At 40.0% G+C, this 24,630-nt stretch carries 15 protein-coding genes and 5 tRNA genes; 14 read left to right on the top strand and 6 right to left on the bottom strand.

The genetic code is table 11. The features are described from left to right. Positions 1-43 precede the first annotated feature (43 nt). Entirely contained in the window at positions 44-2,365 is a 2,322-nt protein-coding gene (locus OM33_RS13250; protein ID WP_052141009.1) for an ATP-binding protein, read from the top strand. Here OM33_RS13250 and arcA read toward each other — a convergent pair whose 3' ends face one another. The 3 genes from arcA to OM33_RS13235 all read right to left on the bottom strand — a co-directional run bounded on the left by arcA (position 2,366) and on the right by OM33_RS13235 (position 5,343). Continuing rightward, positions 2,366-3,079 carry a two-component system response regulator ArcA gene (gene arcA / locus OM33_RS13245; RefSeq protein ID WP_038642376.1) on the bottom strand — a complete coding sequence of 238 codons (714 nt, stop codon included), beginning with the start codon at positions 3,077-3,079 and terminating at the stop codon, positions 2,366-2,368. Positions 3,080-3,187: 108 nt separating this feature from the next. Continuing rightward, positions 3,188-3,694: a YfiR family protein gene (locus OM33_RS13240; protein WP_038642375.1), complete on the bottom strand. Its 507-nt coding sequence runs from the start codon at positions 3,692-3,694 to the stop codon at positions 3,188-3,190. Then, positions 3,691-5,343, bottom strand: a complete 1,653-nt coding sequence (locus OM33_RS13235) for a HAMP domain-containing sensor histidine kinase (protein WP_038642374.1) — start codon at positions 5,341-5,343, stop codon at positions 3,691-3,693. Before OM33_RS13235 ends, OM33_RS13240 begins: the two co-directional genes overlap by 4 nt. 142 nt (positions 5,344-5,485) lie before the next feature. Between OM33_RS13235 and OM33_RS13230 the strand changes: the two genes are divergently transcribed. Further along, on the top strand, positions 5,486-5,941 hold the full coding sequence (locus OM33_RS13230; protein ID WP_038642373.1) for a hypothetical protein: 456 nt from the start codon (positions 5,486-5,488) through the stop codon (positions 5,939-5,941). Here OM33_RS13230 and OM33_RS13225 read toward each other — a convergent pair. Then, positions 5,923-6,945, bottom strand: coding sequence for a methyltransferase (locus OM33_RS13225; protein ID WP_038642372.1), 1,023 nt, complete (start codon positions 6,943-6,945; stop codon positions 5,923-5,925). The two genes, OM33_RS13230 and OM33_RS13225, sit on opposite strands and share 19 nt — an antisense overlap. 3 nt (positions 6,946-6,948) lie before the next feature. Then, positions 6,949-7,674: a tRNA (guanosine(46)-N7)-methyltransferase TrmB gene (gene trmB, locus OM33_RS13220; RefSeq protein WP_038642371.1), complete on the bottom strand. Its 726-nt coding sequence runs from the start codon at positions 7,672-7,674 to the stop codon at positions 6,949-6,951. A gap of 163 nt (positions 7,675-7,837) precedes the next feature. Here trmB and mutY point away from each other — a divergent pair, with 163 nt between their 5' ends. Next, a complete protein-coding gene (gene mutY, locus OM33_RS13215) occupies positions 7,838-8,896 on the top strand; it encodes an A/G-specific adenine glycosylase (RefSeq protein WP_038642370.1) in 1,059 nt (352 codons plus the stop codon). A gap of 31 nt (positions 8,897-8,927) precedes the next feature. After that, complete coding sequence (locus OM33_RS13210) at positions 8,928-9,200, top strand: oxidative damage protection protein (RefSeq protein ID WP_038642366.1); 273 nt, start codon at positions 8,928-8,930, stop codon at positions 9,198-9,200. A gap of 47 nt (positions 9,201-9,247) precedes the next feature. On the opposite strand, the gene OM33_RS13205 is transcribed toward OM33_RS13210, so the two are convergent. Continuing rightward, a complete protein-coding gene (locus OM33_RS13205) occupies positions 9,248-11,998 on the bottom strand; it encodes a hybrid sensor histidine kinase/response regulator (protein WP_038642364.1) in 2,751 nt (916 codons plus the stop codon). A gap of 408 nt (positions 11,999-12,406) precedes the next feature. On the opposite strand from OM33_RS13205, the gene OM33_RS13200 reads away from it, so the two are divergent. The 10 genes from OM33_RS13200 to OM33_RS13155 all read left to right on the top strand — a co-directional run bounded on the left by OM33_RS13200 (position 12,407) and on the right by OM33_RS13155 (position 24,573). Next, positions 12,407-12,482: transfer RNA gene (locus OM33_RS13200), tRNA-Phe, on the top strand. 27 nt (positions 12,483-12,509) lie between these two features. Next, positions 12,510-12,585: transfer RNA gene (locus tag OM33_RS13195), tRNA-Thr, on the top strand. A 57-nt stretch (positions 12,586-12,642) separates the two neighbouring features. Further along, positions 12,643-12,718 (top strand) — tRNA-Phe (locus OM33_RS13190). A gap of 27 nt (positions 12,719-12,745) precedes the next feature. Further along, positions 12,746-12,821, top strand: a tRNA-Thr gene (locus OM33_RS13185). A gap of 45 nt (positions 12,822-12,866) precedes the next feature. Beyond that, positions 12,867-12,942 (top strand) — tRNA-Phe (locus OM33_RS13180). 500 nt (positions 12,943-13,442) lie between these two features. Further along, a complete protein-coding gene (locus OM33_RS22075; RefSeq protein WP_052141008.1) occupies positions 13,443-15,578 on the top strand; it encodes an EAL domain-containing protein in 2,136 nt (711 codons plus the stop codon). A gap of 125 nt (positions 15,579-15,703) precedes the next feature. Continuing rightward, positions 15,704-17,122: an efflux transporter outer membrane subunit gene (locus OM33_RS13170; RefSeq protein ID WP_038642362.1), complete on the top strand. Its 1,419-nt coding sequence runs from the start codon at positions 15,704-15,706 to the stop codon at positions 17,120-17,122. Beyond that, positions 17,109-18,413, top strand: coding sequence for an efflux RND transporter periplasmic adaptor subunit (locus OM33_RS13165; RefSeq protein ID WP_038642361.1), 1,305 nt, complete (start codon positions 17,109-17,111; stop codon positions 18,411-18,413). Before OM33_RS13170 ends, OM33_RS13165 begins: the two co-directional genes overlap by 14 nt. After that, positions 18,410-21,523, top strand: a complete 3,114-nt coding sequence (locus OM33_RS13160; RefSeq protein ID WP_038642359.1) for an efflux RND transporter permease subunit — start codon at positions 18,410-18,412, stop codon at positions 21,521-21,523. The genes OM33_RS13165 and OM33_RS13160 overlap by 4 nt, the downstream gene beginning before the upstream one ends. Before the next feature lie 344 nt (positions 21,524-21,867). Beyond that, positions 21,868-24,573, top strand: coding sequence for a TonB-dependent receptor plug domain-containing protein (locus tag OM33_RS13155; protein ID WP_038643385.1), 2,706 nt, complete (start codon positions 21,868-21,870; stop codon positions 24,571-24,573). Positions 24,574-24,630: the final 57 nt, after the last annotated feature.

Genomic DNA, 24,630 nt, shown 5'->3' with positions numbered 1-24,630 from the left:
GTTTAATATGGTGAGTTATAACTTGGACTATAGTTAACGTATTATGATTAGCTCACCAACCAGCTTTTGGGTATTAGCCCTTAACCGATTAATAGACCGCTTTGGCACTGGTAAGGCTGGAGCGGTAATCTTTATTCTTATTCAGTTAATTGCTCTAGCTGTTGCCTGCACCTATTACTATATTTCATTAGGTAAGATCCCTTGGCTTGAAGTAGTTGGTATGTTGGTGTTTGCAGCCATATTAGCCCCTCTGTTCATTATTTCAATTTTTGATATCAATCATCATCTCAATACTTCAAATAACTATATAGAAAGCGCCACTAAGCAAGAAAAGCTCTTAAACCAAAGCTTAAAAGAAAATATTCGTCGTCTAAATAATGAAATTGACGATAGGAAATTGGCTTTCCAAGCTAAACGCCGTGCAATTGAAGAACTTCGTCGCGAAATTGCTGAACGAAAGCGCACTCAACAAGAGCTTGATGATCAAGAAGTGCTTCTTCGCTCCATTGTGGACTCGTCACCTGATTTATTTTATTACCGTGACAATTCAGGGTGTTTTGCTGGCTGCAACAAGATGTTTGAAGAAGTGATGGGGCTGTCATCTGAGTTGCTGATTGGTCGCCGTGCGGATGATATTTTTGGCAAAGGGCAAACACCTTCGGTGTTAAACACTGATAATGAAGTCCAGCAAAACCATGTTTCTGTTACCTTAGATGTCAGCTGTAAAGTAAATAATGACTTACGCTGGTTCGAAATGCGTAAAGTTCCTTTTTTTAATCCTAATAACGAATACATCGGTTTATTAGGTTTCGGCCGTGATATTACCTCTCGTAAACAGGCTGAGCAGGACTTAGAGACTGCCTACAAAGACAAAGGTAAGTTTATTGCCACGTTAAGCCATGAGCTAAGAACTCCCCTAAACGGTATTGTAGGGCTAACACGCATGTTACTTGATACTGAGTTATCGAGTGAGCAGCGAAGTTGGTGTAACACAGTGTTCTCAAGTGCTGAAACACTGGGCAATATCTTTAATGATATTATTGACCTCGATAAAGTTGATAGAGAGCAGTTAGACATCGCCTGTGAGAGTGTGAACCTGGCCGACTTCCTAAATGATATTTTTAATTTTGGTGGTTTAATAGCACAGCAAAAAGACCTTGAATTTAAAGTAATGCAAGAAGGCGTTTTTGATGTTCATGTTGAAATAGATCCTACTCGCTTACGTCAGGTGCTTTGGAACCTAATTAATAATGCGGTTAAGTTTACCCAGCAAGGTACGATTACCCTCGATTGCAAACGTGTATACCGTGGCAGTAAATCATTTCTAGAAATTAGTGTAAGCGATACTGGTATTGGTATTGAGAGTGACGAGCTAGGTCGCATCTTTGACTTATATTATAAAGTGCCAGATCTTTCTGGAGGTAATGCGCTGGGTTCTGGTATCGGTTTAGCAGTATCTCGGGCGCTAATACTTGCGATGGAAGGGGATATTCATGTTGATAGTGTTATGGGGCAGGGTAGTACCTTCAATATTGAAATTCCACTTGTATTAACAGAGCAACCTGTTCAACAAGTTTACGATGGCCGACCTTTAAACATTTTACTAGTAGAAGATGTTCCCCTAAACGCTGAGATTGCCACTAACTTATTAGAACAACGTGGACATGAAGTTATTTGGGCTGAAACCGGTGAAGATGCATTGTCATTTATTGAAACAGAAGATGACCTAGACTTAGTTCTGTTGGATATGCAGCTGCCTGATATCAATGGTGATCAGGTTGCGCGAATTGTTCGCTCTAGAGAAGAGTTTAATGCTTTACCATTAGTAGCATTGACCGCAAATGTGCGCCGCGCTGAAGAAGATTTGGCCGGGGTTGAAATGCAAGGTTCTTTAGCTAAACCTATCAATACGCGAAAGCTCGATAGTGTGCTTGCTGAACTTTTCCCTCACTCAACCAAAGAAGTTGAATTTGAGCAAGTAACGGCAATTAAACAATCAAACCTTGAAACAGCAGATAGCCATTTATTAGACATGGAAACGTTAGAAGACTTTGTTGACTCAATGGGGGTTGATTCGTTTAAGCGTGGTGTACAATTATTTGAAAAGCTCTGGCCTAATTACTCAGAGGAACTTAACTTGGCCCTGCAAGAGAAGAGTTACAGTGAGTATAAATCTGTCGCACATAAACTAAAAGGTGCAGCAGGTTCTGTTGCGTTAAAAGAGGTTCAACAACTTGCTAAAAAGATGGAAGATAATGCTGAGACTGCTGAGGATGCACAACTAGAGGCGTGGTTAGTGGACTTAGTTAAAGACATAGAAAAAGGGCTTAAAGCCCTTAATCTTGTGTTGGATGCAACTGATTAATTAATCAATCTTACCAATAAAACGATAGCCTTCACCGTGAATTGTGCTGATAAGCTCTGGGGTGTTTGCTTCGCTTTCGAAATGTTTACGAATACGACGAATCGTTACATCAACTGTACGGTCATTGGCGCGAAGTTCACGGCCTGTCATGTGCTTAATAAGCTGTTCGCGGCTAAAGATTCTACCCGGCGCATCAAGCATTAAACGTAAAGCGCGATATTCGCCTTTCGGTAAGCGTTTCACATCACCCGTTGGTGACGTTAAACAGCGGCTATTTTCGTCTAGTTCCCAACCGTTAAATGTTAACACGCCAGAACTATTGCTTTCGATTTCTTCTCCACTTGAGTTAGTGCGCGTTAATAAATTGCGTGCACGAATTGTCAACTCACGAGGATTGAAAGGCTTGGTAATGTAGTCGTCGGCACCAATTTCTAAACCAAGAATACGATCTACATCGTTATCACGGCCCGTTAAGAAAATAAGGCCAATATTACGTTGTTGACGAATTTCACGAGCCAGAATTAAACCATTTTTCCCTGGTAAATTGATGTCCATAATTACCAAGTTAATATCATCATTTTGAGAAATACGCTCGTGCATTTCTTCACCGTCAACGGCTTCAAGCACTTTATAGCCTTCAGCTTCAAATAAGCTGACAAGATTTAACCTAGTTACGTCTTCATCTTCGACGATTAAAATCACAGGCGTCTGCATTCTTATTTAACCCTTATAGGTAAATTAAAATTATTTTCAGTAATTACTTACAATTTAGGATTATAGGGGCTATCAGTTTAGTAAACAAGTTTTCGGGCTGCGTGAGCTTTAATAGTTTTTTACTTTTGCAAGGGAGAGCAGGCGAGCGTTAAAACTAACCGTATTTTCATCCAGTTTAGAGCGGTTGATGTGAATGCGGATTTTCTTTTGTTCTTGCACCAGAGCCATGAGTGCGCCCTTAACTAGAACAGATTCCTCTTCACCTATTGCGATGGTTTTCGCATCGGCGTTTTCAAGGTAACTTTCAATGCTTTCTGTGTTTTTTGCTAGATACAAATAGGTGCATTGTTGCAAACTATCTTTAGAGGGGGTCACAACCATTAGATCGAAGTTGATTCGTTCTTTTAACACTGCTTTTTGTGTGTCTATTAATCCGCCTACTTTACCTAATTGTTCTGCAAAGCAATAAGTAACTTTAAAAGGCTTATCTGTCGCATTTGTATACCTAACAAAGGCTGGGATCTGGATGAGGTAGGCTGCCCGTAATTGCTCTGCTGTTTTTGCTACTACATTAGTACTAGCAACCAAAATACAGAAAATTAACAGTAATCTCATGAGAAATCCCCCTCTGCAATGGGAATTTCTATGACAAAATGAGCGCCTTTGGTTGCTTCAGTGTCAAGCTTAATACTGCCATCAAGTGCTTGCGTAACAAGGTTATAAACGAGGTGCATACCCAATCCGCTGCCACCTTCACCACGACGGGTTGTAACAAATGGATCGAAAATACGATTGCGAATATTGATAGGTACGCCATTACCGTCATCTTGATAGTCAATAATTGCATTATTGTTATTTTGAGAGATTGTAATAACAATATTGCCATGTTGCTCGGCATTAAAAGCATGAATTAAGCTGTTGCTGATTAAATTCTCTATAATTTGCTGCACAACAGGGGGCTTAGTCCAAACCTCCAAGGTGTTATCCCCTTCAACAGACACTTTATGAGGGAACTTTGCTAATTCGCCTGTTAAAGTGGAAATAACCTCTTGCGTAAATAAACACAAGTTGATCCTTTTACCCTCTTGGGTTTCATGGGTAACAGCAAGCTGTTTAAAACTAGATACAAGTTCTGCAGCACGATTTAGATTACGGTAAATCAAATCTAAGTTTTCAACACCATCCTCAATAAAACGGCTCATATGTGAAGAAGTCAGAGTTTTATTATCGAAATGGGATTTTAATTCTTCCAGTTTATCCTTGAGTAAAGTCGAGCCAGTTATGCCAAGACCTAGCGGTGTATTAACTTCATGAGCAACACCTGCAACCATTTGACCAAGCGAAGCCATCTTTTCGTTTTCGACAATTTTGGTTTGATATTGGTGCATACGCTCTAACGTGCTAAGCAGCTCTTGGTTTGCTTCTTTCAAAGCAATCGTCCGCTGATTAACTTTCATCTCAAGGTTTTGGTTGAGCTGCCTAATTTCTTGTTCATCTTTCTTTTGTCGCTCGAGTTGTGCCAGTGTGCGTGCAAATAGAGTGTTGATGCTTTTAGCCAATAAGTCTAATTCAGTAATTTTTGCATTAGGTACAATAACATCGTAATTTTTATTTTTAGATACGTCTTTTACAACAGCGCTGAGTGCTTCAATTGGTCGAGAAAATCGACGCTGAAAGGTAAGTGTTATAAGTAATACAGAAATTAAAATGACCAGACCAACAAATATGTCAATGGATACCCTGTTTTGAAGTGCGCGTTGAATTGGTTGATCAGTCCCGAGTATATATACATAGCCGTCAATTTTCGGAGTTGTACTTATTGCGCCTTCAGTATCATCGGTACGAATTGGATAGATAACTTCAATTGTATCCCCCTCAACATTGGCGGTCACCTTGTTTGAAAGCTTCTTTACACGAGAAGGGATAGGAGGGTTTTTGCCTGTGTCGTAGGTTGCGAAAAGTGAAATTGTGCCTGTGAAATCATCAACCTGATAGATATGAATATTCTTGATGTACTCTACTTTTTCATAAGCTTTTAATTGCTTTTGCATTTCATCTTTGTCAACAAAAACAAGCGGTACGTAAGCATTAAAAGAAATGATACCAGCTAACGTATTAAGCTCTTCAATCAGGTTCTTTTTTTGATTCGAGACGTCTATCACTGTACTTACAATGACAGAAAGCAGTATGCTTAAAGAGGTGATGACAATCACCGCTCGGCTTAGCGCCTTTCTAATTGTTATTGTTTTATGAGAATTAGGCATATTGCATTATTTTTTACAGGGTTAGTTACATCTTACTGAGGCCACTATTTTTAAGCAAATCTTTGTATTAATGCGATTAACAGAATTAGATAGGGCGTCTAATCAAGTTTAGACGCTATATGAGTAGTTTATCAACAGATATATGGAAAATAACGAATCTTCACTTTGGGAAATCTATCAATCGGTAGCATTAACACCTTTACGGCAGCAGAAAACGGGCTCGATTACCATGTTATTGAGTGTGTGGAATGCTAATGGCGTGAAACGCACAAGGTTACAAAATCGACTGCTAGCAAGAAAAGTTACTAAGCATCTTGCACTTAAAGGAATAAAATATTATCAGGTTTGGGGTGGCTCAGAGAGTATGGATTACAGAGAGTTAACGCTTGTATTTCAGGTAAAAAATCTAAGCCAAATCAAGCGTTTTGCAGAGTTCGCAGAGCAGAACGCTTTTTATTTTGTTAAAAGAGGGCAACTTTACCTAGCTAATACAAGAGTAAATCAAAAAGCACTTAAACTCGGACAATTAAAAGAGCATACCAAACGCTATCCAACAAGATTGCTAATGCTTGGAAAAAATCAGGCTGTAGCGGAATAAATTGTAAACTTTTTATTATCTTCAAGCTTTTTAAAGCTGCCAAATTCACTCGTTAGTGCGTCCGCGTAGGGTAAAAAACTATTGGCAACAATAAGTAATTCACCATGTTTGTTTAATCGCTTTTTTGCATCCGCAATAAACAGTTGGGTGATGTCGTAATTGGTAGCAAGTCCTGTGTGAAACGGCGGATTTGACACAATATAATCAAATTTAGCGTCAATTGATGAAATACCGTCAGCTAGTTTTAGCTCCGCATGAACGCCGTTTTGGGCGAAGGTTAATTGAGCAGCCGCAAGTGCAAGAGCACTTACGTCTGATGCAACAATCTGACACTGTGAATTATGTTTGGCTAAAAATGTAGAGATCACACCACAGCCGGTGGCAAAATCCAGTAACCTTTTAGGATTATTTAGTTTGATTGTTTCAAGCAGTATCTCAGTGCCTTTATCAAGCTCACCATGACTAAATACACCTGGCAAAGTGACTAAGCTGAGCGGCGTTCCAGCTACATTGATTTCAAATTGCTTAGCATAGTTAGCTAGTTGGAAATCAGGGTTTAAAGCTAAACCTGAGAACTGAAACAAACTGCAGTGGCGTGCTGAATCAACTTTACGTGAAAATTGCGCATCGTCTTTCAGTTGCTTGATAGCTGATTTAACGCCGCCTTTATTTTCGCCAACCACCAATAAACGCGTTGAATCAGTACTAATAGCGCGAATATTGTCCAAAAGCATCTGTGCTTCAGCTTTAGCTTTAGGGTAATAAAGTACTACTAAATCAAACGGCCCTTGCGGCAGTTCGGCTGCTACTACTTGTTCAAAGTTTGCGTGTTTGGCATCAGCTTGATTAGTTAATATGCTAGTAAATGCGGTTATTTTAGCATTGGGGTATAGAGTACACAGCTGCTCAGCAAAGCCATCATTCAAATGGTTTACTAATAAAACAGATTCGGCTTCTAAGTATTCTTGATTACGAATTAATACTTGGCTGGCAGCTGATAACATAGCTTATACCTTTCTTTCGAACATTAAATCCCAAACACCATGACCTAAACGGTGGCCACGCTGTTCGAATTTAGTCAGTGGACGGTCGTCCGGTCGCGGCATGTAATCGTTAGTTTCCGATTGGTTTTTAAATTTCTCAGCCGCAGTCATCACTTCTAGCATGTGCTCAGCGTAGTTTTCCCAATCAGTGGCCATATGAAACACACCGCCAATTTTCAGTTTACTGCGAAGGTTTTCAACGAATTCAGGTTGAACAATACGGCGCTTATGATGGCGTTTTTTGTGCCATGGGTCAGGGAAAAATAGTTGTAATTTAGCAAGTGAACTATCGGCAATGCAGTCCGCTAGTACTTCAACAGCATCGTGCTCATAAACACGTAAGTTTGTTACGCCCGCTTCGCTTGCATCCATTAAACATGCACCCACACCAGGTCGGTGAACTTCAATACCGATAAAGTTAGTATTTGGTGCATTCTTTGCCATTTCAACTAATGACTTACCCATACCAAAGCCAATCTCAAGTACAACAGGGTTGTCATTACCAAACACTTTGGTGAAATCAAGCAGGCCATCTTGATGGTTTAATCCCATTGTTGGCCAGTTATCTTCAAGTGCTTTTGCTTGCCCTTTTGTCAAACGCCCTTCGCGTTTTACAAAACTACGAACTTTACGAATGTATTTACCTTCTTGTTCTGCTTGCTCTAAAGCAGTTTTAGATGTTTCGCTCATATCTCACCGACGTTGAAAATTTGGGGGCGTATTATCCCCGTAAGTTGGGTTTAGCTCAAGTATAGCTGCCGCTTTTTTATCATAAATCACAACAATTGCTTGAATTTTCAATCTGCCTTAATAGACTGGCGACGATTTAAATCAATTCTATTTAGGGTCGTGCGTGAAAATAGAGAAACATGAAAGTAAGTGGTTTGCGGATCAAGTTGTTGATTGGTATCACTTATATGGTCGAAAAACATTACCTTGGCAGCTAGCGAAAACGCCATACAAAGTGTGGGTATCTGAAATTATGTTGCAGCAAACGCAAGTAATAACGGTTATCCCATATTTCGAACGTTTTATGGCAAGTTTTCCAACGGTTGAGTCTTTAGCAGAGGCGGATGAAGATAAAGTATTGCACCATTGGACTGGTTTGGGTTACTACGCACGAGCTCGTAACTTACATAAAGCTGCCAAGATCATTGTTGAGAAGTACCAAGGGAAGTTCCCAACGAATATTGATGAAGTAATTGCTTTACCTGGCATTGGTCGTTCAACTGCTGGGGCTATTTTGTCACTGTCACTTGGGCAACATCATCCTATTTTAGATGGCAACGTAAAACGGGTTTTAGCACGTTTTTTTATGGTGTCTGGTTGGTATGGCGAAAAGAAGGTAGAGAATCTTTTGTGGCAATTATCTGATCAAATCACGCCCAAAGGAAATGTAGTTGAGTTTAACCAAGCAATGATGGACTTAGGTGCAAGCCTTTGCTCGCGTACTAAATTTGATTGTGACCCTTGCCCGTTAATTGACAAATGCGGTGCATATAAAGCTAATAAAGTAAAAGAATTTCCTAACCCTAAACCAAAGAAAACGAATCCAACAAAATTCTGTTTAATGGCGATTGTTAAATCAAAAAATGAAGTGCTAATGGAAAAACGCCCGTCTTCTGGTATTTGGGGTGGATTGTTTGGCTTCTTTGAGTTTACAAATGAAGCTGAGTTAGATAATTGGATGACGAGCTTAAACTTAAAGGGTGAAAAGACATTACTACCTGAGTTTAAGCATGTTTTCAGTCATTTTAACTTAATGATTACGCCAGTGGTTATTAATGTTGAAACAATGCCGATGCAAGTGGCAGAAAAAGAAGTGCTTGCATTTAATTTGTTTGATCAGCAGCAAGTAGGTTTAGCGACTCCCACTAAGAAAATTATTAAAACTTTATCCAGAAAAGGGTAAACTGCACCCAAAGATTAGAGTGAGATTGATTATGGCACGTACAGTTTTTTGTCAAAAATTACAAAAAGAAGCCGATGGCTTAGATTTCCAACTTTATCCGGGTGAAGTTGGCGAGCGTATTTTTAACAATATTTGTAAAGAAGCATGGGCTGAGTGGCAACACAAACAAACTATGCTGATTAATGAAAAGCATCTTAATATGATGGATCCAGAACATAGAACTTTCTTAGAAGAGCAAATGGTTGGTTTCTTATTTGAAAACAAAGATGTTGAAATCGAAGGTTACAAACCAGTAGAAAAATAAAAAAGGCGCCAAATAGGCGCCTTTTCTAATTAGTTTTTAAAAATAGTTTAGCTTTTAAGATTATTGTTTAAGTAATCATGAATAAACTCATTCGCTTCGAAAAAACTTCGTTCTAACTCATCAGCATAATGAGTAAGAGTAATACTGGATATTTCACGTTCTTGATTCACTAGCGTTTCAATAGCGTTTGCCGCTTCGGCAACGTTAATAGCACCAATGGTATTTGCTGTGGATTTTAATTGGTGCGCGAGTTTTCCTGCTTGTTCAGTATCCTCTTGTTTGAGCGCACGAGAAATATCGAATGCGAGATCTTGCCCGTGTTTTGCGAACATCTCGAGGTAATGCTTGTGTTGTGCGATATCTTCACCCACATAACCAACCAGTTTTTCAATCAGAATAGGCGTGCTACTGGTTTGCAATTGCGTTCTGGGCAGCCACTTTTCCATTAATTCTTCGAGTACATTTAGCTCAACGGGCTTGGTAATGTAATCATTCATGCCACCTTCAATGCATTTTTCTCGTTCACCTTTCAGTGCATTTGCAGTGATGGCAACTATGGTTGTGTTATTTTTTAAATCTTTGCGATAAGGTGATTCTTGTCGAATTTGGCGCGCCAAATCGTAGCCAGACATTTTTGGCATATGAAGGTCCGTTAAGACAAATTCATAACAGCCGTTTTTCCACATCTCAAAGCCTTCCTCGCCATTCGATGCAATATCAACACTGTAACCTAATAAATTAAGTTGATCGCAAATAACCTGTTGGTTCATTAAGTTATCTTCAACTAATAGGACTTGGCACTGTCCTTTAAACTGCTCATTCGTTAATGGGCTAATTTTACGTTTAGTATTAATAACTTTGGGCGACTGTAGACCTGCAGCAATAAGTAGCGAATTGAAAAAAGCACTTTTGCAAAGCGGCATTGCAGATAAATAGAAGAGGTTCTTTAAATTCAGCTTTGCTTCAGTAAGACGACCAAGCACAATTGCTTGTTGATTATGAGTCTCTAGGTTGTAGGCTATTTTGCGAAGGATAGTATTGGCTTCTTCCATATTAAAGGTGCCATCGATCACCCAAATCATACCTTGCTTTAATTGCCACTCTGATAATTCGTCAGAAATTTGATTAAAAGGCGTTACTTCGGCGCCTAAATAAGACAAATAAGCGCGTAATCGCTCTTTATTTTTTTCAACAGGGCTGAATAAAGCAACGCGCCGCTTTTGTAGGCGACCGCGATGACCTTTAGCGGCCTCTTCATCTTTGGTAAATGGGATTCTTACAATAAACTCACTACCAAGTCCAAGCTCTGAGCTTACGCGGATATTACCGTACATAAGTTCTGTTAAACTTTTACAAATAGAAAGTCCTAAACCAGTACCGCCATATTCGCGTGTAATACTTTCTTCTGCTTGGCTAAATGGCTGAAATATTCGGGCAAGCTGTGCTTTATCCATGCCTTTACCATTATCGCTAATAATAAAATCGATGGTGTCAAAGTCATGGCTGTTTGAGGTTAGTTTTGCTTCTATGCTCACTTGGCCTTGCGTATCATCGCTGGTTTGAGTGAACTTGATAGCGTTTGAACACAGGTTATAAATGACCTGGCGAACGCGAACGGCATCACCGAGAACCGATTCAGGGATTTCAGGGTCAATATATAGTGATAATTCTAAATTGCTCTTATGGGCAATTGAGCTCATCACTTTGGCTACTTCTTCAACGACACTGACAACACTAAATGGTTTGTTTTCAACAGTGAGCTTACCAGCCTCTATTTTTGAGAAGTCTAAAATATCATCCAAGATCCCCAGTAGTGAAAATGCAGATTCTCGAATAATGCTGCTTAAGCGATGTTGCGAACCACTCAATGAGGTATTCCGTAACAGGTCGATAGTTCCAATCACACCGTTCATGGGAGTTCTTATTTCATGACTCATGGTTGCTAAGAATGTTGTTTTCGCATCATTAGCACGCTCAGCAACTTTGATTGCTTTTTCTAGTTCATGAGTTCGCGATACCACTTGATGTTCTAGGCTCGATTGTAATGCTTGCAACTCATTTTCTGCTTTAATGTGCAGTTGCTCACTTTTATTAACTGCATCAAGCAAAAGGTTTACACGTTCAGCTGTCGGCGCGAGGCCTAAACCGATATCAGTGTCGACACGCAGTTGATAATCACCTTTTTCAGTAATCATAGCAATTTCGTTATCAAGTTTATTGGTGTGGGCAACGATCTTTCGCGTCAGTGCAGTGGGTAAGAAGGTTAAACAAAAGGCACCAGAAATTAATGCGATTACCGCCCATACATAAGCTGCTGAAGATGAGGTTGCAACAGTGATAATTTGAGATGGCTTTTGAAATTCAATAACAAGAAGACCATGCACTTTATTATCGAGGATAAGCTGTTGGTTAATTATGATGGTGCTATCATTTTCTACTGCACTGTTTTTGTTTTCAGGATCAGTGATATCTCCACCCGTTTTACTAATAAGCTGTAACTTGTCTCGTTTAAGGTTAAACAGGTAGTAATCGAGTTCTTTATCTACGGCTTTCAAAGAGTGGATAATTTGGATGGCGTTATTAAAACCAAAACGAGTAATTGCATCCACTAAAGGCCTATCAACTTTATCAGCGATCGCTTCTAAATCAGCTTTACTATAAGTCGGAGGTTTTGGTTCATTAGCATTTAGATTAATAAAGCTATTTAACGACATATAGAGGGAGAATACGAAAACCATAAAGGCAGTCACATTTATAGTATGGATAGCCTTGAGTGATAAAACCTTGTTAGTAAGCATTTTAGAACCTTACTCCAGTCATTTGGGGATTCTTTGGATAATTATTGTTTTTTTTATTGCGTAAGGCCAAAAATTAGTAAAATGACCTTCGCTTCTACTACAAAATAACTACAAATCTTACTATTACATACGAATTTAGGAAAGTGAAATCATTTGTGCTGGGTTGTTTCTGCTCAAGTTGGGTGATAAGTGTTCAAACAAATATAAATCTTGAAAAAAGTGTTGACTTAAAGAGGTAAAACCCTTTTAATACGCCGCACGCCCAGACAGGCAGAACGCAAAAGCGAGAAGCAACTAGTGTTCAAATGTTTAGTAAAGAAGTTTACGTATTTGCCCAATTAGCTTAATCGGTAGAGCAATTTGGAATAGCATTGAAAATCCTTAAAACGATTTTACTTACCGAAAAACGCCCAGATAGCTCAGTCGGTAGAGCAGAGGATTGAAAATCCTCGTGTCGGTGGTTCGATTCCGCCTCTGGGCACCATCTTTTAAAGATGACCAGTTTTAGTGTGCCTGCTTAGCTCAGTTGGTAGAGCAACTGACTTGTAATCAGTAGGTCGCCAGTTCGACTCCGGCAGCAGGCACCATTTATTTACTCGAAAGAGTGTACTTTAGCAGTACTAAAATAGCTAACGCATTAAAGCGCCCAGATAGCTCAGTCGGTAGAGCAGAGGATTGAAAATCCTCGTGTCGGTGGTTCGATTCCGCCTCTGGGCACCATCTTTTAAAGATGACCAGTTTTAGTGTGCCTGCTTAGCTCAGTTGGTAGAGCAACTGACTTGTAATCAGTAGGTCGCCAGTTCGACTCCGGCAGCAGGCACCATTTATTTACTCGAAAGAGTGTACTTAAGCAGTACTAAAAAAGCTTGCCCAGATAGCTCAGTCGGTAGAGCAGAGGATTGAAAATCCTCGTGTCGGTGGTTCGATTCCGCCTCTGGGCACCACTTATTCTTAAACCCCGACCTTTAGGTCGGGTTTTTTTATGCTTGAAATAAAAATGCTTGGCGAAATCTCACGTTAGTTCGATGAGAAAATATTTCCGTGTATTTTCCAAGCCATGCTGCGCATGTTCAAAATGGTTCCTGACAATTTTGTCCGCCTCTGGGCACCACTTATTCTTAAACCCTGACCTTTAGGTCGGGGTTTTTTTATGTCTGAAATAAAGATACTTGGCGAAACCTTATGTTACTCTAGTGACATAAAAGTTATTCTTTTGCTGAACATTCTCTTATGTATCGATTCTTTCACTACTACCTCAAAAAGCTTTAAGATGCTAAAAACTTTAATTTAGTCATAAAAATTAATGAGTTAGTATAATTCTGTGATTGAAAGAGTTGCTTCATGAAGTAGTCACCTTGTTAACAATGATTGCCCTTTCTTCCTTTTATGGCTAAATTGCAAGTTCATGCTAATTAGGTTTTGACGATGCGATAGTAGTTTAATAATGGTATTTAATTCGGATTATCAGCTTTTAAAAAAATTAAATGCATATAAATTATTGCTTGTGGCGAGCTTACTATTTTTAGGTGCATTTACTTTTTGGCAAGGTTACTCGGCAATTCAAGTTCATAAACGCTATCAATCACAGTTGATGGAGAGAGTTGTTGATAGAGTCGATAGTGAATACCAGCGCTTTCTATCTGAATTAAAGCTCACCATTAATACATTTCAAATCAATAACAGCAAACAATTACAAGACTTATATGATGCCGGCTCCCTTGCCACAAAAGAAGACTATATATCTTTACTTAATAAGCTCAAGCAAGATGTGCCTGATGTAAGGTTGTTTTCTCTTATCTCACCAGAACAGATAGGCACAGTTTCACATATCACAGGCGATTTTTTACCTGATTGTAAAGAAGAGATCTCAAGTACATTTAGACATAATCAGCAAGAAGAACTGTTTTTGCATCGCAGTGCTAAAAGTATGCACTTTGATTTATTGATCCCTCTAGTGGATCGTCCAAACGCATTTTTATTTGTTGCTTTTAATGTGGATGAATTGAATGCGTTGTTAAACCGCTACAGTTTACCTCAACAAGAACTTTTCTTACTTAGAAATGACTTAATTGGTGTGGTGGAGTTAACTAACACTCTCAGCGTTAATGACGTTGTTAAGGTACTTAGTATGAGCGAGAGTGAAGTTCGTTCATTTAGTTTTTCTAAACCCATCGAGAATACTCGCTGGAACATAGCAATTAAACTTGCTGACAAGTATAAAAAAGAAATTCTGCACGACTCGATTATTCGCGCTCTGATCTTAACCACAATTTTCTCTGCGGTGTTATTAGTTTTGTATCGCATTGTGTCTCGCTCTACAAATCAGTTAATTCGTGCAAAAGATTATATTTTCAAACAACAAAGTTATGACGCATTAACTGGCGCATATACCAAATATCGATTTATAAAATCTTTGAACAACGACATAAAGTTGGATTCACTCAAACAAAAACTGTGTATGTCGTTTCAAGTGATTTCTGTGGCAGATGTCGGTTTGCAAGATGATGAAATCAAGCAATCAGACTTTTACCTGAAGCAATTAACCAATGCCTTAATGGAATTATTGGGAGAGGAATATACCTTTGGTCGCATTAGTGATGAGATTATTGCTATTTACTCGATAAAACTAAACGAAGAAAAAGTAGACGAAATTTTAAATGAACTTGATAGTTTGTTATCAACTGAATCGCAGCAACGCTTTGGCATTAAATCGGTTGCGTTGGCGATGGATGGTGAATTACAAAATGGCGTTCACTTAGTCAAAGCACATATAGGTTGCCAGCGCGACAAGAACCTTAAATCGGGTGAGAAACTGACAGTTAAAGACAGTCATGTGCAAAGCTTATTAGCGCAAGAACAGATGCTTAGCTTATTACTTGAAGCAATTGAAAAGCAAAATTTTATTTTGTATTACCAAAAAATCACTTCATTAATGCGTGAAGAACAGGCTTGTTATTTTGAAGTGCTGGTTAGGCTGAAAAATGGTGAACAGATAATCGCCCCAGATCAATTTATTCCACTTGCTGAACAAACGGGGCATATTGTTGCACTGGATAAAGCGGTGATTAGTAAAACCTTTGAAAAAATGAGCCTGACGGCAGAGATTATTCATTGTGCAATTAATCTATCGGGCAAAACAATTACCGACCCTTCACTAAAACCATTTATTAAGTCTTGTTTAGATAAATATCATGTGTCACCTGAGCACGTTACTTTTGAAATAACCGAAACCGATGCGGTAAATGACTTTGCCCGTGCTCAAGCATTTATTGAATGGGCTACTAACTTAGGTTGTCAATTTGCTCTCGATGACTTTGGCAAAGGCTTATCGTCATTTAGTTATCTACAACAACTGCCCATTAACAAACTGAAAATAGATGGTAGTTTTATCCGCAACTTAGATACAAATATTAAAAATCAAATGTTTGTTAAAACCATGACTGATTTGGCACATAACATGGGATTAAGTTGTGTTGCGGAGTGTGCTGAACATCAAGCGATTGTCGATTTGCTCATTGCTGCGGAAGTGGATTATGTTCAGGGCTATGTAGTGCATAAACCTGAACAGTGGGGAGAATGATCTAATTGCGAATTGTGTCTGTATTAGGAATGAATGTAAGTCTATGTAAAGTTTATTGAGACACTTCTTAGACAATTATTAAACTATGATATTGAAGATTTTCAATTCTCTAGTGAGAGACACTAATGAGCAACAGGTTAAAGTCGCGTTTAAGGCTAACCTTCCAGATAGGGTTATATACCTTTTTAGTTGGCTGTAATACGACAAATACAATAACAACAGACTACCGCGCTGACATTGCTACTCCCAGTATGTGGCAAGCACAAGATGAATACCTTGCTATTCGCGAAAATTGGCTTTCTGAGCTAGAAGGTACGCAAGTATTATCATTAATTGAAAAAGCCCTCATCAACAACCGAAGCTTAAAACAAAAAGCACTCGACATTGCTGTAGCCAAACAACAGCTCGTCATTACTGGCAGCGATTTGTGGCCAACCCTTGACCTTTCCTTAAACAGCAACCGACGCTACATGCCAAGTAGTGATAATTATGCTAATGGTAATGGACTCGATCTTAATTTATCTTATGAATTCGATGTTTGGGGGAAATTATCGGCAAAAGAGCGCAATGCAAATCTGAATGTAATGGCACTTGAAGCAGAATATTTGTCTCAAAAGCAAACTCTAGTAGCAAATGTCGTAAAAGCTTGGTTTGCGGTTATTGAAGCGAATAATCAAGTTGCATTGTTAAATGAACGTTTAGTATTGGCACAACAAAATTTAGATATCATTGAGTCAGGCTATCGACAAGGTCTCAACAGTGCACTGGATGTGTATTTAACCCGTAACGAATTTAACAATGAAAAATCACGCTTAGCAGCGCAACAAACTACTCAAATCGAGCGTATTCGTGAATTAGAACTATTAATTGGCGATTACCCAGCCGGTTTGCTGTCAGTAACGGCAGAACTACCGTTATTACAATCTGATATTCCATTGGGTATGCCTTCCGAATTGATTACCCGCAAGCCTTCATTAATTGCCAGTTGGTACGCCTTACTTGCCAAAGACGCAGCGCTTGCATTTGCTCATAAGCAGCGCTTTCCAAGTTTAAAATTGACCGGCAGTGTGGGTCCAGATAGCAACGAGATTAGTGATTTACTCGCAGGTGGAAATATTGCTTGGTCTATTGCTGGCTCTTTAACGGCTCCCTTATTCAATGCTGGGCGCCTTAAAGCCAATGAAGAAAAAGCGTTACTTGAATTAAACAAACAAGAGATAAGTTACTTAGACAATTTATACACCGCATTTCAAGGTGTTGAAAATGGGATATCTAAAGAACGTAACTTGCAACAACGCTACGATTCAACATTACTTGCAGCTGACAATGCCAAGTTAGCAGAAACCTTGTCATTTGAGCAGTATCAAAAAGGTTTGGTCAGTTACACCACAGTATTGGATGCGCAGAAAAGGTCGTTTGATGCGCAAAGCAGTTTAATCAGTATTAAAAATCTATTAATTGCAAACCGAGTCAATCTTCATGTTGCACTTGGTGGCGATTTTAAAGTGATAAATTCAAAGGAAAGCGCTAATGCCGTTCAATAAAGCAAAACTTCCACGCTTAGTAATGCCAGTGATTATTTTAATTGTGGCAGGCATCATCATCAGCGTCATATTTAAAAATCCACCCAGTACAAAACGGTTTGGTGGAGCGAAACAAGCTCAACTTGTGGTTGATATCAAAAACATTCAAGCGGCTCCATATCGTATCAATGTTGCCAGTTATGGTGTGGTAAAACCGCGTACTCAAAGTGTGCTGGTGGCACAGGTTTCTGGTGAAGTCAGTTTTATCAGCGAAAGTCTGCGAGATGGTGGCTTTTTCGAAAAAGGCCAAGTGCTACTGCGCATTGATGAACGTGATTATCGCTCTGAGGTGAAGATTGCGGAGGCTAGTTTATTATCAGCAAAGCAAGCGTTGTTTGAAGAGCAGGCGCGAGGTAAACAGGCACTTGCAGATTGGCAGCGTCTAGGCAGTGATGAAGCGCCGAGCGACCTTGTATTACGTAAGCCACAGCTGGCTTCGCAAGAAGCCAATGTACTATCAGCACAAGCTAAACTTGAAAAGGCTCAACTTGCGCTTGAACGAACTAACATCGTAGCGCCATTCTCAGGTCGCGTATTGAAAAAGCATGTCGATATTGGCCAAGTCGTATCAAACAATGCTCAATTAGCTGAGGTTTTTGCCACAGACACGGTTGAAATTCGTTTGCCAATAAACAACAAAGACTTAGCGTTTATTGATTTGCCAGAGATTTACCAAAGTGGTGAGAAAACAAATCAAAATAGCCAAGTTATTTTTAACTCCGATTTAATTGGGGAGCAAACATGGCAAGGCAAGTTAGTTCGCACAGAAGGAGCAATTAATGATGCATCTCAGCAACTGTATGTGGTAGCACAAATTGAAGACCCTTATTCAACGCCAGTAACAGGTCAAAACCCTGTGAAAATCGGCCAGTACGTTAATGCATTGATTCGAGGGCGCGAGATCCAAAATGCCCTTGTGATCCCCAATGATGCAATTTATCAAGGCAGCTATGTTTATGTTTTAAATAATGAAAACCGTTTATTACGCAAAGATATTACCCTTGCTTGGCAAGGTGAAAGTGAAAGCTTAATTGGAGCTGGTCTTGAACCGAACTCACGCCTAGTTGTGACACCGCTTGGACAAGTGAGTAGTGGTACTCAGGTAGCTGTATTAGGCGAGGCGACAACAAACGCGAGTAATCAGTCTGACCGTTTAACTAAATTAAAAGAAATAGCGAAGCAACGTGGTATCTCGGTTGAGCAACTAATCGCAGAGCGTAAAGCTAAGCGTGAGCAGGAGAAAGCGCTATGATCGCCTGGTTTACTCGCAACCATGTCGCTGCCAACTTGTTGATGATCAGCATATTAATTGGTGGCTTGTTCTCAGTGACAACACAATTACCGTTAGAAGTATTTCCCTCGTTTGAAACAGATCGTATTAGCGTAAATATGTCATTGCGCGGTGCAACCCCTGAAGATGTAGAACAAGGCATTACCATTCGTGTAGAAGAAGCAGTGCAAGACTTAGAGGGGATTAAAGAAATTCGCAGTCGTTCTGCAGAGGGGTCGGCATCCATCACCATTGAGGTAGATTCTGGCTATGATCCGCGAGAGATGTTAGCCGATATTAAAAGTCGTGTTGATGCAATTAACACCTTTCCAGCAGATGCCGAAAAGCCAGTTGTGTCTTTAGCCCAGCGTAAACGTGATGTAATAAATGTCACAGTATCTGGAAGCTATTCTGAAAAGGAAACCCGTGAATTTGCAGAGAAAGTGCGCGATGACTTACTGCGTATTCCCGGGGTGACACAACTTGAGCTCGATGGTGTGCGAAATTATGAGATAGCAATTGAGATAAGCCAAGATAAGTTACGCCAATATCAGTTAACGATTGCTGATGTCGGCAATGCTATTGAGCGTTCCAGTGCCGATATTTCAGCGGGCAACTTACGTTCAAGCGGTGGTGATATCTTACTGCGATCAAAAGGGCAGGCATATTACAAAGATGAATTTGCCAGCATTATAGTAAAAAGTTTATCTGATGGTTCTTTAGTTCGTTTGTCTGATGTTGCGAATATCAAAGATGATTTTGAAGAGTCTCCAGTACGCACGCGCTTTAATGGTAAGCAAGCGGCATTTATTGAGGTTTATCGTATCGGTGACCAAAGTGCGATAGAAGTGGCTGACAAAGTAAAAGCCTACATCCAACAGCAACAAAGCAAACTTCCCCAAGGTTATGAGCTTAGCTATTGGGATGACGACTCGGTAATTGTTAAAAACCGAATTTCTACCCTGACGTCAAACGCATTACAAGGCGGTATTTTAGTACTTGCTTTATTGACTTTATTTTTGCGTCCAGCGATTGCGTTCTGGGTTTTTATTGGTATTCCAGTGTCCTTTATGGGCGCGTTTTTAGCGATGCCACTGTTTGGCATTACGCTAAATATAATGAGTTTATTTGGCTTTATTCTCGTGCTGGGGATTGTGGTAGACGATGCCATCGTTACTGGGGAAAATGTCTATACCCATTTAAATAGTGCGGAATCAGGCGAGGAAGCTGCGATTAAAGGCACGCAAGAAGTGGCAACCCCAGTCACGTTTGGCATATTAACCACAGTTGCTGCGTTTTTACCGCTGGCCTTTATTGATGGCGCACGTGGCGCGTTATTTGCGCAAATTCCTGTGGTGGTTATTCCGGTATTATTAATGTCGTTGGTCGAGTCTAAATTTGTATTACCCGCTCACCTTAAATATTTAAAACTGCGCAAAGAAAAAGGCAAAGTAAGTCGATTTAGTCAATTTCAGCAAAACTTTGCTGATGGGTTTGAACGTGTCATTCTAAAATACTATCGTCCGTTATTGAATAAAGCAGTGAGTCACAAAGGTGTTACTGTTTCGCTATTTGTCGCTGTATTCTTCATTATTTTGTCGCTGATTATGAGTGGCTGGACTAAGTTTATTTTCTTTCCGCGTATTCCAAGTGAAACAGTGCGTGCAAATCTAACCTTACCAACTGGTACACCGTTTGAGGTTACCGCCAAATACATCGATTTAATGGCGGGTAAAGCAGAGCTTCTACGCGAAAAATACCGAGACCCTGAAACAGGTGAAAGTGTCATAATAAATGTGTTAGCAACCACTGGAGGCCGAGGTGGGGCGACAAACACGGGTGGAGTTCGTTTTGAGATTACACCGCCAGAATCACGCACGCTTGATATTGGTTCGCGCGAATTAGTATCTGAGTGGCGTGGCTTAATCGGTCAAATTCCGGGAGCTGAAAGTTTAACATTCCGTGCTGAGATTGGTCGCTCAAGCGATCCTATTGATGTTCAGCTAACAGGCATGTCTCTGGCTACTTTGCAAGAGGTTGCGGATCAGGTGAAGAAGCAATTAGCAACGTATCCAACGGTGTTTGATATTGCTGATAGCCTTAGCGATGGTAAAGATGAATTACAGTTAGAACTCACAGCACAAGGTAAAACACTTGGTTTAACCAGAACTGATGTGACTCGCCAAGTGCGCAATGCTTTTTTCGGCGTACAGGTGCAACGGATCCAACGTGGCCGAGATGATGTTCGGGTTATGGTGCGTTTGCCTCTTAATGAGCGCAGCTCTTTAACCACTTTAAATTCATTATTAATTAATACTCCAAGTGGTGGACAAGTACCGTTAAATCATGTCGCGACATTAACGCCAGGGCAAAGCCCATCGAGTATTTACCGTATTGACCGTTATCGTACTGTGAACATCACAGCAGATATCGAAAAAGCCAATACCAATATGACGGTTTTACAAGCTGAATTAAAAGACTTCCTTGATGGGTTAGTTGCTAAGTATCCTGGTGTCCGTCATTCTCTTGAAGGTGAAGCCAAAGAGCAAAGAGAATCGTTTAGCTCGTTAGGTTGGGCGCTGATCTTTGTATTTTTTGTGATATACGCATTATTGGCCATCCCATTTAAATCTTATATCCAACCTTTGATTGTGATGAGTGTGATCCCTTTTGGCATGATTGGCGCGGTGTTAGGGCATTGGATAATGGCGATGGAACTGACCATAATGAGTCTATTGGGTATGCTTGCCTTAATTGGTGTTGTAGTAAATGACTCATTAGTACTTGTTGATTATATTAATAAGCGACGCCAAGAGGGACTTGCATTAATGGATGCGGTGTTAACGGCCGGAGTATCGCGCTTTAGACCAGTTATGCTGACTAGTATTACAACATTTTGTGGACTTATGCCGTTATTGTTTGAGCAGCAAACTCAAGCGCAGTTTTTAATTCCTATGGCGGTTTCACTTGGTTTTGGTATTGTGTTTGCCACTTTAATTACATTAATCTTGGTGCCTGTAAACTATTTAATCGTTGAAAGGCTAAAAACAGGGTACCGTAATTTAACAATGGCAAAAGAACAAACAGCCTAAACAATTATTTTTCATTTTAAAAAGGGGCTTCGGCTCCTTTTTTGTTTTTACATCTTCTTTACTTTTCTATTTTAAAAAATGTGTTGATTACATTTAATCACGAAACATAAAGCTATCTAACTGATAATTAAGTATTAAACAGAAAAAACCGACGGCCAAAGATATGCCCTTATTAATATTTTGTATACAAAAGTGTAAAAAATTATTTATTTATGTAGAAAGTATACAATATATTTTATATAAATAAGTGTGTGTTATGTACTCTCACTTAATTAACACAATTACATAAATTATTTTAATAAATGGCGAACAATATAATGAAATCACATTTTTTGGGTTACCAAATGAATTTTAAAAAGGCGCTGCTCCCTTTTACAATTTCTTCTCTTTTACTTGGTGCACCTGCTGTTACTGCGGCAGATGAAGAGGCGGCAGCACAAGTTGAACGTATTTCGGTTACTGGTTCACGTATTAAACGTGTAGATATGGAAGGCGCATCCCCTGTAATTTCTATTACTGCTGCAGATATGGAATTATCTGGCTTTTCGACAGTAAGTGACGTTTTAAGAAACTCTACGTTAAACAGTTTTGGTTCATTTGGTGGTGCTTCAAACAATGGCTACAGCTCTCAAGCGCAAGTAGCATTACGTGGTGCTGACCCTCGTCAAACATTAGTACTCATTGATGGCGTTAGACTGACTAAATCACCTGTTTCAGGTGGCTCTGCTAACTTAAATATGATCCCAACAGCGGCAATTGAACGCATTGACATTTTAACTGATGGTGCATCAGCAGTTTATGGTTCAGATGCCGTTGCAGGTGTAATTAACGTTATTCTAAAGCGTGATTATGAAGGTGCTGAATTTTCAGCAAAAGTGGAAGCGCCGGACACCATCGATGGCGGTGACTCACAACGCTTTACTCTGACAGCAGGTGGTTCTTCAGAGAACAGTTCATTTGTTTTTGCGTGGGAACATTACAAAGAAGAACAAGTGCTGTACTCAGATTTACCTTATGCAAAAGCACAGTTGAAAGAAGAAGGTTTAGATCCTCGTTATATCGACAACTGGCATGGTATTAGTTCGACTGGTCGTGCATTAGAGCAGTGGAGTAATGGGTGGGTAACACAATCATTTAACCAAGAAAATAATTGTGATGTTTACAATGGGCAAGGTTCAGGCACATTTGTAGGGCCATTAACACGCCTTTCTGATGAGAGTTATTCAATTTGTGGCTACGATTGGACACAAGCGGCTCAAGTTCTGCCAGAAACACGCCGTGACTCGATTATGGCGAACTTTACCTATTCATTAACTGAAGACACAACCATGTTTGTTCGTGGTATGTGGATGAATCAGAATACCCTTGATATCTCAGCGGGTGATCCAGCGTGGTTCCCAGTAGATGATGCATTACCAGCACGCACAATTACCACATCTGATGGTACAACACTTAACTTAACGCCAGTAGAAGCTGGTGGTTGGTTTGGCTATCGTATGAATTCAGCTGGCGACCGTACCGCGGATCATAATGACAACTCACTTGATTTAGCGATTGGTCTTGATGGCAGCTTTGGTGATGTCTATTGGGACTTAAGTGCCAACTATGCCCGTTATGATGCGTTCACTTGGGGCACTAACTATACCAGCACACCACAACTTTCAAGTTCGGTGGGTGGATTTGATGCGGATGGTGTTTGGCAGGGGTGGGATCCACGTGATCCAGAATCGCGTCCGCCTGCTTCGGTATCTGCAAACTTTGATAAGTACCGTCGTTCAAGTCAAACAGCTGTTCGTGGTGGTTTGCAATTTGATGTAGCAGAACTGCCAGCAGGTGCAATGTCGACTTACATTGGTGCTTCACATGCACGTGAAACTTACTACAGCAAAATCGATGCTCAAGCGGAAGCTGGTAATGTAAGTGGTGGTAACGGTGGTAGTGGCGGTATTGGTTCACGCACTATTACGGCTGCGTTTGCTGAACTAGCTATTCCAGTGATTGAAGGAATGGAAGTTAAATTAGCGGGCCGCTTCGATGATTACAGCGATTTTGGTAGTACGTTTAACCCGCAAGCGAATATCAGCTATCGTCCAGTAGAGAGTTTATTATTACGTGCCTCTGTGGGGACTGGTTTCCAAGCACCTTTACTGACTGATTTATACAGTGATGTTGTAAGAGGTTACGATGACGACGAAGCTGATCTGATTGGCTGTTATCGTGCTGGCATTAGCATCGAAGAGTGTGATTATCGTACAGCATATTGGGCAAGCTCTGGTGGTAACCCAGATTTAGAACCAGAAGAGTCTGATAACACTAATTTTGGTATCGTATGGCAGTTTTCTGATGGTTGGTCAATCTCTGCAGACTATTGGACACTTGATGTTGAAGGTCGTGTAGATACTATCGATCACGAACTAATCCAAATTATGCAGATCCAAATTTGGGAAACAGAAGGTCCAAATGTACCTATTTCAGAGCGTTTACCGGGTGTTGACATTCTTTACCGTGGTGACAATGTCGATGAAATTATTAGCCCGCTAACAAATGCTGGTGTACGTGAAAGTGCCGGTCTTGATATGACATTAAACGGTAAGTTTGATTTTGACGCAGCAGGTTCGATTGATTTTGACCTTAACTGGTCACACATGGTTACCTTCAAAACCAGCTTTATCAATGAGGCAGGTGGCATCGAACTAGGTCAAGACGAATTGGGTGATGTTTACCGTCCGCAAGATAGAATTAATGCCAATATTACTTGGTCAATGGATGATCATGCTATCAACCTTTATTCATACTATATTTCGTCGCAAGAGGACTCTTATGTAGATGATAATGGTGAAAAGCAAATCTTTGACTCACTAGATTCTTTTACAGGTCATAACCTGACATACACATACAATGCACCTTGGGATGCAACTATCTCATTAGCAGCATTAAATGTGTTAGACGAAGACACGCCACGCAGAACAGATTCGCCGCGTGAACCTGTACTATCGTTATACGATGTGCGCGGCCGCGTATTCACGCTTAATTACACTCAACGTTTTTAAGCGAAACAAAGTTTAAACTTACAAATTCCCTGAAGTAAGTTTACCAAAGCCCAGTTT

Source organism: Pseudoalteromonas piratica, assembly GCF_000788395.1.
Lineage (GTDB): Bacteria > Pseudomonadota > Gammaproteobacteria > Enterobacterales > Alteromonadaceae > Pseudoalteromonas > Pseudoalteromonas piratica.
Note: the sequence above shows the minus strand (reverse complement) of the source record. Positions and strands in the feature narration are given on the sequence as shown.